This window comes from Acinetobacter sp. ANC 4805 (assembly GCF_022549495.1).
Classification (GTDB): Bacteria; Pseudomonadota; Gammaproteobacteria; order Pseudomonadales; family Moraxellaceae; genus Acinetobacter.
The window spans coordinates 176707-192065 of the sequence record NZ_JAKZGD010000007.1 but is presented as its reverse complement, the minus strand read 5'-3'; the positions used below and the strand labels follow the sequence as shown (position 1 = coordinate 192065).

The following is a 15359-nucleotide window of genomic DNA, read 5'->3' as shown; positions in this document are numbered from 1 at the left end:
TAGAAATATTTAGCCAGCTTTAGATTTAGCTTGTTGAGTGCCCCATTCCGCCAATGTCTCTGGACTTACTGGGTTTGCAATTGGATCTAGGAAAACAGGAACAGGACGTTCTGCTTCATCGTTATAACTTGTGGTAAATAAACGAACACGGTTCAAACAAATCTTGGTGTAAGTTGGTCGTAACATGGCAAATTTTTCAGCACGTTCAGCCAATTCAGGATGCTGTTGGTTAAACTCAACGATAACGTTGGAAATGGTTTGCCAGAAATCAAGTTCTGAATATTCAGGATAATCTTGCAAGAACACATTACAGATATAGCGGTAATGCACCATGAACAGACCTGTGAAAATGAAATGACTTAAATCGGTGGCTTCATGACGTAATAACAAATCAGCTTCAGATGGCAATTGCGCCAACTCAGGGAAATCTTCATCCACCAAGTTGATGTCATCAATAAAGTCTTTTAAGACCAATGCTTTCGGTACGCCATTTTCATGTACCAACATGGTGTTTTCGCCGTGTGGTGAGAATGCTAAACCGTAGCGATACAAACAGAGTAATAACGGACTTAAACAGACTTGCGCAAATTGCGCTAACCAAGCCAAAGGACTTAGACCAGATGCTTGAATGAGTACACTGAGGATGGATTGACCTGAAATATCTCGGTGTAATAAGGCAGCTTGAGAAAGTACTTGCTGTGATGAATCGACATAGCGATCGACACTTTCACGCCATAAGCAGCCAAAGAGTTCTTTAAATTGATAAGGCGCACCTTCAATTCGGTCAAAACACGGTTGATGAATGGTTAAGGTCGCCACTTCACCCAAGAAAATCACACCTGTTTCTTGTAAGTCTTGATCTTGTTGATGAATTTGCTTTAACCATGCAGTAACAGCAGGCGCTGCAAGATTACGTTTTGAAGGTAATCCACGATAAACAGCCGTGTTAAAAATACTTACTGGCAGTTTAATGTAATGACGTTGTAAGTTAGATGTATTGCATAAAGTCCGAATAGACTGCATGGGCACATAGCTGTCTTGGCTAATGTTTAGCTCAATAATTTTTTGGTCGACAATTTCATTGGCATAAGTTGGAACCAACCACTGATGCCATTGCCAAGCATGCACAGGAATCAAGAAATAATTTTGTGGATTCAATGCTTTGGTTTGAAGAATGTTTTGAAATTGTTGAAGTTCATTGGCATCAAACTCATGTTGATACAAAGCACAAGCATTCCATTGTTCAGTGCTGCGATATTCCGCTAAATCGCGATGTACCGCTAACCACAATACTTTGACTTCTGGTGAAAGTTCAGGTGCCGCGCTTAAATAATCATCATAACCAAAGCCCATACGCCCTTTACTCATGATCAGCCAAGGATGACCGCGTAACATACCTTCAATTTTATAATGCGATTCAGTTAAAACCTCAGCACTTGGCAAACGTGTTTCATTGAACAAATGTGCTTCTGCCAACCACGTATTATTCATTTCCTTAATCAAATACGCTTTGGTAAATGGTTTGACATTCGAGCTGTCAGACATCGCAACAATAAACTCATGTAAATTCCAAGCGGGCTGATCACTCTGCTGACCATTGCTTACATCACGTACAGAGCCTTCCTGAATATTCCAGTGTCCGAGTAGATATTGATGACCTTGAAATTCATAATGACGATTGCCGAGATCGAGCTGATAGCGTCCTAGTGATAAGGCTTTAACTTCAATAATTTCTTCATAGAGAAACTCTGCAATCGCCATTTCAATGAGACGTTGCCCTGCGGCACGCCATTGCTGCTGATTAATTTTTAAAGTTGCAAAGTTCATATCAATTTCTCATAAGTTGAATATACAGCAGCAGTTTGTGTGCGTGTGCCTACACCACGACTGGTTGAAGGTGTCGTTATCGTGTTCTGTTCTGCTGTCTTTAAAATCGAAAGGTTTTTACTCACCGTCTTTTCACAAAGACAATCTTCTGAAATGGCTTTTTTATCTGCCATGCAAATTTTAGGATTTTGAGAGAGGTTAAAATGCTGGAAAGTCTGTACCTGTTGCCCAAGCTCATAAATCTGACACTCAGCCAATTGATTAATAATCGTAGCTGCACGATAAGCGCCAAGACCTAAGTCTGGTGTACCAACCCCATGACTATGCATTTCCTGATTTTGAACAAAAATATGACCATTCAGATGATGTACAACCCGATAGTCCTCAGTAATTTGCCAGCGCTGTTTGTGATCAAATTCAATATAAGGTTTCAGCAACTGCATAAAACCAAAGTCAGGCGTAAAGTAACCTGTTGCTGCCACAAGGAAATCACAATCGAGATGGAAGCTTTGCGCCGTGGCACAATGCTGAAAATGCAGTCGAATCTTTTGCGTATCCAACACTTCGGCATCTTTTAAATCGCACTGACTATGTAAATGTGTTTGTAAACTTTGCCCCGCGATGCTGCGGTGATAAAGTTTTTGATAGATTTCACGAATGGTTTTTGCACTGATTCCCTTGTACAACAAAGCTTGCTGCTGCAATTGCTGTTCTTTTTTCTCGACTGGCAAATCATAAAAATGCTGCGCATAGTCAGGGCTAAAATGTTCCAGTCCCAATGGTGCATATTCCATTGGGAAAAAACCTTGAGAACGGGTAAACCAGTGCAAATCAAATGGATGATTTGCCTCATCTTGCTGTTCATCAAACAGATCAATAAAGACTTCAGCCGCAGATTGCCCTGAACCAAGCACCACCACATCGCCATGTAAATCCGTATCAGCATGCGTCATATATTGAGCTGAATGCAGACATTTTTGTGGTTGCTGTTGCTGAACTTTTGCCAGACATTCAGGCAAATAAGGCACATTGCCGCTTCCAATCAACAAATGACGGCATAAATAACTGTGCTGAATCCCTTCTGACTCAACCAGTACCTTAAAACCGATGGTTTGAGGTTCAATCATCAAAACACGAGATTGGTATTCAATACAGTCAAGCTGTTCTGCAACCCATTGGCAATAATGGTTATATTCACAACGTGGAATATGTGGTTGCTCTAAGAAATAGAATTTATACAAACGCTGCTGATGACGCAGATAATTCAAGAAACTGAATGGACTGGTTGGATCAACCATCGACACCAAATCCGCCATAAATGGCACTTGTAATACCGTATTCGGTAACTGCATTCCTGCATGCCAATCGAATTGAGCTTTTTGCTCGAAAAACGCATAGTTGAGTGAGCTTTTGTTCTGTAAAAGGCTTGCCAGACTTAAGTTAAAAGGCCCTAAACCAATACCAATAAAATCAAGCATAACTGACATCCTTTTCTGTCATGAACAGTGGATTTGGCAGTTGTACATAAACGGATTGATTTTCGACGGGTGCGATCAGTTCATCTAACTCATGTAAACGAGTCAGTAAATTACCCTTATAAGGTAAAGTTGGATTAAACAATAACCCCTGCAATAATGTGCTATCAGGATATTGCTGTAATTGCACCTGTAAGAAAGTTTTTAAATGTTCAAGCAATTCATCTTCGGTGATATAGCCTGTTGCACCAATCGCATTGATTATGCCAAACAAGGTATTGCCAAAGAAATAATAACTAAAACGTTCATCCACGAAATCTTTAGGCCCGACGGCAAACGCCTTTTCTTTCAGCTCAGGTAAGGCTCGCAGAATTTCAGTCGCAAATTCTTCAATGTAATAGAAACCTTGGTTATCACGTAGCCATAACGTCTTGGGAAAATGATTCTCTAGTTCCAACAACACATTCTGCTGATGTGATTCAAAAGCCATACCATAACGATGGTAGACATACATTAAAGGCTGCAAACTAACTTCAAGGAAACGATTAAACCAATCCAAGGCGATTTCTGAAAAATCGGTTTCATGATTGGTCTTTGCAATTTTTGCAAATAAAGCATTAAAACGATTGAGCGGTTTACTTGGATGGTCCTGACATAAAGATGCAATACAAGTCACTTGCTGTTGAGGATGGAATGGCTGATCGCGGAAAATACAAATACTTTCATTGACCACTTCATCATCAATTTTTAAAGCAATCCACGCTGGATCATTCACCGCTTTTAAGCTTGGGCACTGTTTTAAGATGTTTTGACCCAATTCACTATGCCATAAACGGTGCGTCAGCTCACCACGATGGCATTCCTTGGCTAAGTTGACGCGAATAGAATTGGTGATCATCACTGAAAGTGAGGGTTTCACCATCCAAGGTGCATTAAAACTCGCAAGTGTACGAATCGATGTTGTTGGAGAAAATTGCCAGCCACGCAACCCTAAATCAATCAGTTGTCCTGTTTGTTTAAGACGTTCAAACCACGGCTTGCTTTGTAAGTAACGCGCTTGCCAAGGATGTAAAGGTAGTAATTTATACTCAGTATGGGTTTTTAATAGATTGATATCTTGTTCAGATAAATACCACTGTAAAGCAGTTTTTAATTGAGCTGAAATACTTTCATCAGTGGCACTACCCTCAGAAATATAGTCTTGATGAACCAACCAATAATACAGTTGTGTCTTGCCTTTATGTTCAGGAGAGAACTTTAACCAATCTTCATGCACAAACCCTGTTCTACTTTTTGGTGCTGGGTGCATACTATGCCCCAGAATGAGCGCCTGCTCTGTTTCAATAAAACTCTGACCTGCTTTAACAAGGTCATTAAAGTCCTCTTCACGTTGTACTAAAAACTGTTGTAACGCATCTCGACTTTGAATCCATTTTTCAACCAATGAAGCAGCATCTAATGGAATCGAAGATTCAAGAACAAGTTCTTCAAGCAGGAGACCTACAATTGTAATAGGGCTTAAAGTTTTGATTTGTCCATGAATAATAATTTGCGGAAGATTTGCTAAACGGTGCCGTCCTACCCGACTGACATAGGATAAAGGGAAATAACAATATGCCTGAATGGAGTGAATGGGGATGAATAACAGCGTCAAACCTTGGCTAAACGCTTGTTGTTGTGAATTTTGTTGATCATTATTAAGCAAATGACCTTTGCCAATTTCTTGCGTGTATGCATTGACGAAATGTTGCATCGCCAATCGATTGGCAAGTTGTTGCATCTGACGAATCCTCTTCACAAAAGAGCAAAATAAGCCTGTCCTAGAAGGAGCTGTAAATTTATAAGATTTAAGTCTTTGAACAGTTACTTTAATTTCATTTATGTTTCTGAACTTAGATGTAAACTCTAAGAATAGAAATAATGATAATTATTATCATTTAATATTTCAATAGGAATTCAAAAAAAGAACTCTTTGGTCAAAATATTGAATTAATTGATTTTTATTTTAGATAGATTAAAAAATGTGGCAAAAGACCTCAATTTTACTATGAGTTTAAATGATAATATTCTCATTTATGATAGGCTTTACTTATCAGAAAACAATGGATAAATGATGGATTTTTATAGGATTCCAACTAAATATCAAGGATATCCATAAATACAGCATTTAATAATTGAGCCAAATCTTGAGGGTCAAGTCCAATATCTAGTCCCCTCTTACCACCACTGACATAGATCTTTGAAAATGATTTCGCGGTTTCATCTATCACGGTTTTCAAGCGCTTTTTCTGTCCCAATGGACTAATTCCACCAACCAAATAACCAGTTAAACGTTCGGCATCTTTTGGATTTGCCATTTGCAATTTTTTACAGCCAATTGCCGCAGCAACTTTTTTAAGATTAAGTTGATAATTGACAGGTAAAATCGCAATGAAATAGTTTTTTTCATCTGTCACCATCAAGGTTTTAAACACCTCTTCCACTTTTAAATTCAACTTCTCTGCTGCTTCTAGCCCAAAACTTTTTGCATTTACATCGTGTTCATACTCATGAATAGAGAATGCTATTTTATTCTTTTCTAATAATTTACAAGCAGGTGTCATAGTGATTCAGAGTTTCTGTTTCAAATTAAGTGTTGTATAAGTTTAGCATTCCAAAATTAAAAATTAAATTTGCTTAGGCTATTTTATAAATCTATTCTTGATAAATCCTCGTACAACCTCATATATTTGCTAACGATGAAATAAATAGGCTCAATCTACTCATGAGTTATACACATAATAATTTAATGGCAATGCGTCAAAATTATTGGGATGATGAATCATCTTCTACGGTACAAGCAGAAAAACAATTTCTTCGAAATACACTGATTGAAGAAGGTATTTTTAAAGATGCGACTTTAGACGACACCAAGTATTTTTTCTTTACATTACCAAGTATTATTATCGTTAAAGCACATGCATTGGGCTTTGATCATAGCCATGTAAAGCATATGTTGATTACGCATATTGATACACATCGCGTTGCTTTAATGAGGAAAGCAGCATTAAAAATTCAGTTCAGAATTTAGAACAGTTGTATAGTAAATCTAAATTAAAAATAGAAGTCCTACTTAGGCTATTTTAATTTATTGACCCACTTCACAAATTTAGACTGATAATTCAAGCGATTGAACTATTTTAATACGTTCAAAAGCTGTAATATCCGCTAGAATTTAAGTCTCGGCTTTCAACCCTCCGATTTCAGCATAGGATTTTTCTTTCATGTCAGATCAGAACGATAAGCTTAAGAATCTAAAAACCTCCTCTGTGGATCGTCGCTTATCTATTGCAAAAGCCTCTCTACTCGCTGGAACACGTTGGGCGACTGCTAGTGCTACTTCAATTTTTTCTAGTGAAGAAGAAAAAGAGAAAAAGCGTAAAAAAGCCATGGCCGAACAAGCCCACTACTTAGTTTCTGAGATCGGAAAACTAAAGGGTTCAATCGTGAAGATTGGGCAAATGATGGCTTTATACGGCGAACATTTCTTACCTGAAGAAATTACACAAGCTTTAAATACGCTAAATAATCAAACCGTTGCACTTGCTTGGCCTGCAATCAAGGCACATTTGCAAGAACAGTTAGGTGCAAAATTAGATGAACTCACAATTGATCATGAACCAATCGGTACAGCATCACTTGCTCAAGTTCATCGTGCAACACGTAAATCAGATGGTTTAGAACTGGTTCTTAAAATTCAGTATCCTGGTGTCGCTGAAGCAATTGATTCTGACATGAATCTTTTTAGAAACATGCTCAAGCTCACACGTATGGTGCCACAAACCCGTGAATTTGATCAGTGGTTTGATGAGGTTCGTGAGATGATGCATCGTGAAGTCAATTACGATATTGAAGCAGCGACAACACGGCGTTTTGCTGAACGTCTGAAAGATGACCCACGATATATTGTCCCACAAATTGTTGATGCATTCTGCTCTGACAAAGTTTTGTGTATGACCTTCGAGCGTGGTGTGCCCATTAACAGCCCTGTAATGCTCTCTCTCCCTCAAGAACGTAGAAACCAACTCGGTGAAGCATCGTTAGAGATCGCTGTACGAGAACTATTTGATTGGGGTGAAATGCAGACAGATCCGAACTTTGGTAATTACCTTGTTCGTTTAGGTAATGGTGATGATGTAAAAGATAAAATTGTTTTACTCGACTTTGGTGCGATTCGCCATTTTGATGACAATTTACTTGCCGTTGCTCGTAATTTGATTCATGCGGGTTATAGCCATGATAAGAATGCAATGGTTAAAGCCATGACAGGCTATGATTTTTTTGATGCAATGCCTGAAAGTATTAAACCTGGAATGGCGGATGTTTTTCTGATTGCAACGGAAGCATTTAGTTGTCCAAGCAATAATCCTGACATGCCAACAGGTGTGATGGATGATCAGGAACGCTATGATTGGAAAAAAAGCCAACTTCATAGTCGAGTGATGCAACAAGCAGCTCAATCTATGGCATCTCGTTATTTCTCTATTCCACCTAAAGAATTTATGTTTATCAGCCGTAAATTTATTGGTGCTTATACTTTCATGACGGTGATTGAAGCAAAGACCAATGTTCGTAAAATGATTCGTCAGTTTGCGTAACTTGTATTTATAAAAGTCATTTCGACCAATCTGATTTGTCAGTTTGGTCAATTTTTTTCAAATTTATTTTTTTATAATTTTTTTTAATAATTAAAAAACAATAAGATAAGAAACATAAATCCTTTACATTACCCTTTATCTTTCTTAAATCAGCATGTCAAACAAGACATAGTTTTTTTAACTAGAGCATGTCAGCATAATTTTACAACCATCCTCTAGGATAAAATCATGTCGAATATGATGAATAAGGCTCAAGGTTTTGGGCTATCTTTGATCACTAAAATTGCAGGAAGCGATGTACTTGATCAACTCAAATTAAGAAAATTTGTAGAAAAATCATTGTATCAAGGCTCAAAAACAGGTTTTAAAGTACTTACAAAAACACAAAAAGCTTTCAAGCCGCAAGCAATCGATAAACAGCGTCTGCCAAATCAAATCAATAAGAATTTGTTTGATCTTGGTTTAACTGAAGAACAGCAAATGACTGCTGATGCCATGTCACAATTTGCTCAAGAAGTTTTATATGCTTTAGCACATGATGCAGATCACAATGCACAATTCCCAGAAGAATTATGGCAGCATTTGGTTGATCTCGGTCTAAATTATTATGCACTGCCTGAAGCTTTAGGCGGCGTTGCAGCAGAACAAAATATTGTCAGTAATATCCTGATTGCTGAAAGCCTTGCAAAAGGTGATTTTAGTTTAACCGCAGGCTTACTCAGTACGTTTAGTGTGATTAATGCGATTACACGTTGGGGTTCAACCCAAGTTCAATCTATGTATTTACCTGTGTTTGCAGAAGATACCGATGTAACGGCAACCTTTGCCTTTCAAGAAGCAACACCAGCCTTTAACCCATACCAGTTAAAAACAATCGCCACTGAAACCAATGGCCAATTCGTTATTACTGGTGAAAAAACCTTAGTCGTTTTAGGCGATACTGCTGATGTATTCCTTGTTAGTGCGGAATTTAACGGTCAGCCTGATATTTTCGTGGTACAAAGCAATGAAAGTATTGCAATCAAAGCTAATCCTGCGATGGGCTTAAAAGCCACTGAAACGGCGACTCTTCAATTCAATCAAACCCCTGCCTTGCGCTTAGGTGATGCTGACTTCGATTACACTGCATTTGTCGACCTCGGTAACTTGATGTGGTGTGCCATGGCAATCGGTACCTGTGAAGCCATCAAAGCTTACTGTATCAAATATGCCAATGAGCGTACTGCCTTTGGTGAACCGATCTCCCACCGTCAAAGTGTCGCCTTTATGATTGCGGATATGGCAATTGAAATTGATGCGATGCGTATGTTGGTTTTAAATGCGGCAAGCTTGGCAGAAACAGGTAAACCTTTTCATCGTGAAGCCTATCTCGCTCGCTTACTCTGTGCTGAAAAATCAATGAAAATTGGTACGGATGGGGTACAAATCTTAGGTGGACATGGCTTTACCAAAGAACACCCTGTTGAACGTTGGTATCGCGATCTACGTGCAACAGCAATCTTACATTCTGGCTTACATGCTTAATTGACCACCTAAGGAGAATACAATGAACTTACAAAGTCCTAAAAAATTCAAAATGATGGTCGATCAAGCACATGAAGTTGCGTTGAATGTGCTACGCCCGATCTCACGCAAATATGATAAAGCTGAACATGCTTATCCGAAAGAATTGGATATGTTAGCGTCATTAATTGATGGTATGAATGAGGGTGGCGAAGGCATTAATGCAGGTGCTGCGGTTGGCAAACGTGGTGAAACAGAAACTGGTAATAAAAATGGCAATAATATGTCCACTGCGTTGGGTATTATTGAAATGTGTTATGGCGATACAGGTTTATTGCTCAGTATGCCACGTCAAGGCTTAGGAAACTCTGCGATTGCTGCCGTTGCAAATGATGAACAGCTTGAACGCTTTAAAGGCACGTGGGCAGCAATGGCGATTACAGAACCAGGTTGCGGTTCAGACTCTGCTGCAATTCGTACGACTGCCACCCAAGATGGTGACGAATATATCTTGAATGGTGAAAAAATCTTTGTTACTTCTGGTGATCGTGCAGACTCTGTTGTAGTTTGGGCAACATTAGATAAAAAGCTTGGTCGTGCTGCCATCAAATCCTTCGTTGTACCGAAAGGCACAGCAGGTATGAAAGTCGAGCGCTTGGAACATAAACTTGGGATTAAAGCATCTGATACGGCGGTCATTAGCTTTATTGACTGTCGTGTGCCTGCTGCTAACTTATTAGGTAATCCTGAAATTGATGTGGCGAAAGGTTTTGCGGGGGTTATGGAAACCTTTGACAATACACGTCCATTGGTTGCTGCAATGGCAATTGGTTGTGCCAAAGCATCATTAGAACGTATCAAGGAAATCTTTAAAGACCAACTTGACCCCGACTATAAAACCCCTTATTTGCAAACTTCAAACTTAGCTGCACAGATCTATCGTATGGAAGCTGAGTGGGAAGCTGCTCGTTTGCTGATGATTAAATCCACATGGATGGCGGACAATAAAAAGCCAAACTCTAAAGAAGCTTCGATTGCCAAAGCTAAAGCTGGACGTGTCGGTAATGAAATTACACTCAAATGCGTCGAATTAGCTGCAAGTGTGGGCTATGGCGAAGATGAGTTATTAGAAAAATGGGCACGTGACTCAAAAATTCTGGATATCTTTGAAGGTACACAACAAATTCAACAGCTCATCATTGCTCGTCGCGAATTGGGTAAATCTTCGAGTGAATTGAAATAAATGGTTTTCGATCAGAAAAGACGATATTGTCTTTTCTGATCATTTTAATATTTAAAATTGTTATGTTAAAGCTAGAAAAAATTAAACAATTTCTCAAGATACTACTCACTGTTTGTATCGGAATTTTTATTTTTCTTCTTTCATGTTATTTGTGCCTTTTTCTATTTTACTACTATCACACAACAAAAAACTCAAATATCTATTTCAATCAAATAACACAGATTACTCAAGCAATATACCCATCATTTACCTTAGAACAACCAATCTTAAAATACAGTCATAAAGGGGTAGATGAATCCAATTATATAGCTATATATCGAATTACAACTCCACAAATCAATACAGAATTTGTATTAAAATATCAGTTTGTTGATTGTATTAAACCAACAATTAAGACTAAATGGATGACACCCCATCTCACTTTTCATTATGTACAACCACCTGAATATGCAAAAGATCATGAAGATTACGAAGTTCACGATTCATTTATCGTACATGGTTCGAATAAATATGTGGAAGAAATTGCAGAAAGTTGCCAAACATCTAAAATATACAAAACTGACCCAGAAATTCAAAGCAAGTTTCTAGCACTTCGAGGACAAAATAATATTTCAGATAGAATCTATTTTGATCGAATTTATATGAGATACAATCCAAAAGATCATCTACTTTTTATCTCCGTTGCTAACTAATTCATTTATCACTGAACACAGTGCATTCTGTAAGATTTGGATACTCAAAACTTTAGATTGAATGGGTATTTTTTAATCATTACCGCATCGTCACAAACTCTTCTGCTGAGGTTGGGTGAATCGCAACAGTATTATCAAAGTCCTTTTTAGTGGCTCCCATTTTTAAGGCAACAGCAAAGCCTTGAAGAATTTCATCCATGCCAAAACCAATACCGTGAATACCGACAATTTTTTCATTATCGCCCACACAGACCAGTTTCATTTTGGTTGGTTGACGATGTTGAGTAATCGCACTATACATCGCAGTAAAGGATGAATTATAGACCTTTACCGCCTCCTGACCATATTGCTCGATCGCTTCCTGCTCAGTAATCCCCACTGTTCCGATTGGAGGGTGGCTAAAAACAACTGTTGGAATATTGTCATAATCTAAATGTTCATCTGACTTATGATTAAAGAGTCGTTCGGACAATCTTCGCCCTGCTGCAACAGCCACAGGTGTCAGCTCCATTTTCCCCGTAATATCGCCCACCGCATACACTCCTTGCTGTGAGGTGTTCTGGAATTTATCGACTTGAATATAGCCCCGTTCATCCAGATGGACATTGGCTTTTTCTAAATTCAAGCTTGTAGTATTCGGTTCTCGACCCGTTGCCCAAATCAGACAATCCACTTTATGGGTTTCACCATTTTCCAAATGCAGCACGACTGTGCCATCGGCATTTTTGGTAACTTTTTCAGGGACAGCTTGGGTATGTACAGCAATACCATCTGTCTGCATCACTTCGACTAAGGTTTCACTTAAAAAAGAATCAAAGCGTCTTACAGGTAAATCCTTACGAATGAACAATCCAACCTGAGAACCTAAAGCATTCAACACTCCAGCTAATTCAACCGCAATATAACCAGAACCAATCACTGCGGTTGTTTTTGGCAAAGCTGTGAGTTCAAAGAAACCATTTGAATCTATACCATATTCAACCCCTTCTATATCGGGCAATGATGGCTGTGTACCTGTAGCAATCAGAATATGGTCTGCGGTGAATCGTTTACCATTCACCTCAATAGTATGGGCATTAATAAAACGTGCTTCACCTTGAATGAGGTCAACTTGATTTTTACTTAGGCTATTTTGGTAGGATTGATGAATACGCTCAATATAGGCTTGGCGGTTATTGACGAGTGTCTGCCAATCGAACGATTCAACTTTGCTATTGAAGCCATAATCAGGAGCATATTTTTGGATCGATTCAGCGATATGTGCGGCATACCACATTACTTTTTTCGGGACACACCCAACATTCACACAAGTTCCACCTATCTCACCTTTTTCAATTAAGGCACATTTCTTACCATACATTGCAGCGCGATTGACTGATGCAATCCCACCACTGCCACCGCCTATTGCAATATAATCATAATGCTTAGTCATTTTTGCCTCATAAAGTCGATTACACGTTATTTTCGTTCTAAGTAATAGATATACAGCAACATGATGCAAAAACTGTTGTCGGTTAAGCTTTTAATACAAGAAAATAAAAAGCACTAATGATAACTCATTAGTGCTTTATCTTAGACCCGCTTTAACATCACTCAGCAGTTACAGTTTCAACCTGAGCTTGTGCCAAAGACTGGTCAACTACACCAAATTTCTTGAATAATTTAGCGCGACGTTTTGGATAAATATTGGCTTTATTCAAATCACCTTTGTAGTGATCAAATACACGCTTATCCATCATTTTAGACCATAGTGGTGGAATAAGTGCTGGCAATAACATACTTGCATAACCACTTGGCAATTCTGGTGCCTCATCAAAATGACGTAAAGCTTGGAACGGACGTGTCGGATAAGCATGATGATCCGAGTGACGTTGCAATTGATACAAGAATAAATTGGTCACAATATTATTATTGTTCCAGCTATGTTCTGGCATAGTCCGTTCATATTTACCATTCTTATCTTTTTGGCGTTTTAAACCATAGTGTTCGATATAGTTAATAATCTCAAACAAGCTAATTCCATAGAATGCTTGAGTCGCTAAATAAGGAATCACCCCCTTACCAAACAGACCAATCATTGAACCATGAAATGCCGCACTCATGCCCCAACCTTGTAACAATTCATTCTCAGTTGACCAAAAATCTTTACCTTTACGTTTTAAACGATTGGTTTCGATTTCAATTGCAGACTTGAAAGAACCGATCACTGTACGTAGCCAAAACTCATAAAATGTTTCACCCATCTGTGAAGATGCTGGATCTTCTGGAGTCGCAGCACGCTTATGGTGACCATAAGGATGCTCTACTCGGAAATGATTATAACCCGTTGGAACAAGGGCTAAATGTGAAAGAATGTGATCAATACGATCATGCTTATGACTCAATTCATGTGCTGTATTAATCGCAATACCATTCACTGCGCCCATTGAAATACCAAGCAAAATCTTATCTAACAGGGAAGTTTCTTTGCGACTTGACAAATAACATGCATAAACATTAGCTGCATATTGTAAAGGAATAAAACTTTTCACCAAACGAGAATAATATGGATCTTTTTCAAGCAGCTTAATATCGTCATCTGTTGGGTTATTCGCATCTTTACCAATGATCGTATCAATCGTTGGAATGACGATATGTAAAACAATTGGTCCGCCCAAGGCGAAGATTTTTTTCAATGGACGGGGCGCAAATTGATAGCCTGCTAGAATTCCAATCCCAATTGCTGGTAAAGCTGGGCTAATTGCCCACAAATAACGTTTACGATCCAACTCAAATTTTGACTTTGGAATGCTTACTGGCGTAAGTTCTTGCTCAACATTTACTGGCGCATTCATCATCTTATCCATGTCTTTGTATATATATATATTCTGAGGAATTATCAATTTCATGACAGTTGCAAGCGTCCAAAAAACCTATGTCAAAGTCTTTGGCATAATCCTCCCTGTTTTTGTCCTAAAAACACATATTGAGTTATTACAATAGCTCTCTATAATTTAAAATGAATACATCATTTAAAAATCATATGGATGCTTTAAGTAAAATATTTGCTGATATTCATTTAAATCACACTGAATATATCTACTTGAAAACTCAAGGAGAATGGAGCTTTGTTTGTCAAGATCAGACAGCTCTCATCGTATACATTGTTTTAGTTGGTTCAGTTTTTATTCAAGTCGATGCACAACATAGTTTAACTGCACATGCAGGTGAAATCGTCGTCATTCCCTCAGGAAAAGCGCATACAGGTGCAGATAATGCCATCACAAAATTAGTTGACGCAGTTGATATCTCAAAATTATTTGATGGGCATAAAGAAGATGCGATTGAATTTGGCACAAATTCTTCTGAAAAAAATCTGATTCTGAGCGTTCGCTGTCAGATTGATACCATCATGGCACGTCCTTTTATTCAAGCTTTACCATCACTCATTCATATCCAACATGGAAATAATACTGCACCTGAATGGTTACAAATCGGCTTACACTTTCTTGCCTTAGAAACCCAAAACATTCAAGCAGGTCGTGATATTATTATTGATCACCTCGTAAATATTTTATTGATCAAATGTATTCGAGATCATATACAGCAAATTTCTAGTCAACACGGCTGGCTCAGTGCCTTAAATCATCCAGAGCTGAGTAATAGTCTTGCTGCAATTCATAATCATCCTGAAGATGCATGGACAGTTGAATCACTTGCCGAACAATGTTGTATGTCACGTTCAAAGTTTGCGAGCTTATTTCATGAGGTGATTGGTGAATCTCCTCTCGCCTATTTACAACAACATCGTATGCGTTTAGCCAGTCAATATTTACGTAAAAGTAATTACTCCATTCAACAGATTGCCAATAAAGTTGGCTACTCTTCCGAAACAGCTTTTAGTCAAGCATTTAAACGGACTTTTGAGTTATCACCCAAACAATACCGACAACAGTTTATTGAAGCAGAAAGCTAAGCGCATAAAAAAAGACACCTAGGTGTC

Annotated in this window: 12 protein-coding genes; 6 read left to right on the top strand and 6 right to left on the bottom strand. The window is 38.4% G+C overall.

What is annotated here, in order from left to right:
• Positions 1 to 9: 9 nt before the first annotated feature.
• The 4 genes from MMP60_RS11370 to ybaK form a co-directional block, all read right to left on the bottom strand.
• Positions 10 to 1827, bottom strand: a complete 1818-nt coding sequence (locus MMP60_RS11370) for an IucA/IucC family protein (RefSeq protein WP_241336361.1) — start codon at positions 1825 to 1827, stop codon at positions 10 to 12.
• Positions 1824 to 3305: a SidA/IucD/PvdA family monooxygenase gene (locus MMP60_RS11365; protein WP_241336360.1), complete on the bottom strand. Its 1482-nt coding sequence runs from the start codon at positions 3303 to 3305 to the stop codon at positions 1824 to 1826. Before MMP60_RS11365 ends, MMP60_RS11370 begins: the two co-directional genes overlap by 4 nt.
• A complete protein-coding gene (locus MMP60_RS11360; protein ID WP_241336359.1) occupies positions 3298 to 5082 on the bottom strand; it encodes an IucA/IucC family protein in 1785 nt (594 codons plus the stop codon). Before MMP60_RS11360 ends, MMP60_RS11365 begins: the two co-directional genes overlap by 8 nt.
• Before the next feature lie 355 nt (positions 5083 to 5437).
• The gene (gene ybaK / locus MMP60_RS11355) at positions 5438 to 5905 is read right to left on the bottom strand and encodes a Cys-tRNA(Pro) deacylase (RefSeq protein WP_241336358.1); all 468 of its coding nucleotides are present in this window, start codon (positions 5903 to 5905) and stop codon (positions 5438 to 5440) included.
• Between the two features lie 161 nt (positions 5906 to 6066).
• Between ybaK and MMP60_RS11350 the strand changes: the two genes are divergently transcribed.
• The 5 genes from MMP60_RS11350 to MMP60_RS11330 all read left to right on the top strand — a co-directional run bounded on the left by MMP60_RS11350 (position 6067) and on the right by MMP60_RS11330 (position 11377).
• Positions 6067 to 6372: a hypothetical protein gene (locus MMP60_RS11350; RefSeq protein ID WP_241336357.1), complete on the top strand. Its 306-nt coding sequence runs from the start codon at positions 6067 to 6069 to the stop codon at positions 6370 to 6372.
• A gap of 193 nt (positions 6373 to 6565) precedes the next feature.
• Positions 6566 to 7939 (top strand): AarF/ABC1/UbiB kinase family protein, encoded by a 1374-nt coding sequence (locus MMP60_RS11345; protein WP_241336356.1) that lies wholly within the window; start codon positions 6566 to 6568, stop codon positions 7937 to 7939.
• Between the two features lie 237 nt (positions 7940 to 8176).
• The gene (locus MMP60_RS11340; protein ID WP_241336407.1) at positions 8177 to 9463 is read left to right on the top strand and encodes an acyl-CoA dehydrogenase family protein; all 1287 of its coding nucleotides are present in this window, start codon (positions 8177 to 8179) and stop codon (positions 9461 to 9463) included.
• A gap of 22 nt (positions 9464 to 9485) precedes the next feature.
• Positions 9486 to 10685 carry an acyl-CoA dehydrogenase family protein gene (locus MMP60_RS11335; RefSeq protein WP_241336355.1) on the top strand — a complete coding sequence of 400 codons (1200 nt, stop codon included), beginning with the start codon at positions 9486 to 9488 and terminating at the stop codon, positions 10683 to 10685.
• A 62-nt stretch (positions 10686 to 10747) separates the two neighbouring features.
• Complete coding sequence (locus MMP60_RS11330; protein ID WP_241336354.1) at positions 10748 to 11377, top strand: hypothetical protein; 630 nt, start codon at positions 10748 to 10750, stop codon at positions 11375 to 11377.
• A 79-nt stretch (positions 11378 to 11456) separates the two neighbouring features.
• Here MMP60_RS11330 and gorA read toward each other — a convergent pair whose 3' ends face one another.
• Positions 11457 to 12809: a glutathione-disulfide reductase gene (gene gorA, locus MMP60_RS11325; protein ID WP_241336353.1), complete on the bottom strand. Its 1353-nt coding sequence runs from the start codon at positions 12807 to 12809 to the stop codon at positions 11457 to 11459.
• A 157-nt stretch (positions 12810 to 12966) separates the two neighbouring features.
• Entirely contained in the window at positions 12967 to 14211 is a 1245-nt protein-coding gene (locus MMP60_RS11320) for an alkane 1-monooxygenase (RefSeq protein ID WP_241336352.1), read from the bottom strand.
• 164 nt (positions 14212 to 14375) lie between these two features.
• Between MMP60_RS11320 and MMP60_RS11315 the strand changes: the two genes are divergently transcribed.
• Entirely contained in the window at positions 14376 to 15332 is a 957-nt protein-coding gene (locus MMP60_RS11315) for an AraC family transcriptional regulator (protein ID WP_241336351.1), read from the top strand.
• The last annotated feature ends 27 nt before the right edge of the window (positions 15333 to 15359 follow it).

What these genes read in the sequence shown, in the direction of transcription:
- MMP60_RS11345 (WP_241336356.1), top strand. Translation starts at nt 6,566, where the DNA reads ATGTCAGATCAGAACGATAAGCTTAAGAATCTAAAAACCTCCTCTGTG.
- MMP60_RS11350 (WP_241336357.1), top strand. Translation starts at nt 6,067, where the DNA reads ATGAGTTATACACATAATAATTTAATGGCAATGCGTCAAAATTATTGG.
- ybaK (WP_241336358.1), bottom strand. Translation starts at nt 5,905, where the DNA reads ATGACACCTGCTTGTAAATTATTAGAAAAGAATAAAATAGCATTCTCT.
- MMP60_RS11330 (WP_241336354.1), top strand. Translation starts at nt 10,748, where the DNA reads ATGTTAAAGCTAGAAAAAATTAAACAATTTCTCAAGATACTACTCACT.
- MMP60_RS11320 (WP_241336352.1), bottom strand. Translation starts at nt 14,211, where the DNA reads ATGAATGCGCCAGTAAATGTTGAGCAAGAACTTACGCCAGTAAGCATT.
- MMP60_RS11365 (WP_241336360.1), bottom strand. Translation starts at nt 3,305, where the DNA reads ATGCTTGATTTTATTGGTATTGGTTTAGGGCCTTTTAACTTAAGTCTG.
- MMP60_RS11340 (WP_241336407.1), top strand. Translation starts at nt 8,177, where the DNA reads ATGATGAATAAGGCTCAAGGTTTTGGGCTATCTTTGATCACTAAAATT.
- MMP60_RS11315 (WP_241336351.1), top strand. Translation starts at nt 14,376, where the DNA reads ATGAATACATCATTTAAAAATCATATGGATGCTTTAAGTAAAATATTT.
- MMP60_RS11335 (WP_241336355.1), top strand. Translation starts at nt 9,486, where the DNA reads ATGAACTTACAAAGTCCTAAAAAATTCAAAATGATGGTCGATCAAGCA.
- gorA (WP_241336353.1), bottom strand. Translation starts at nt 12,809, where the DNA reads ATGACTAAGCATTATGATTATATTGCAATAGGCGGTGGCAGTGGTGGG.
- MMP60_RS11360 (WP_241336359.1), bottom strand. Translation starts at nt 5,082, where the DNA reads ATGCAACAACTTGCCAATCGATTGGCGATGCAACATTTCGTCAATGCA.
- MMP60_RS11370 (WP_241336361.1), bottom strand. Translation starts at nt 1,827, where the DNA reads ATGAACTTTGCAACTTTAAAAATTAATCAGCAGCAATGGCGTGCCGCA.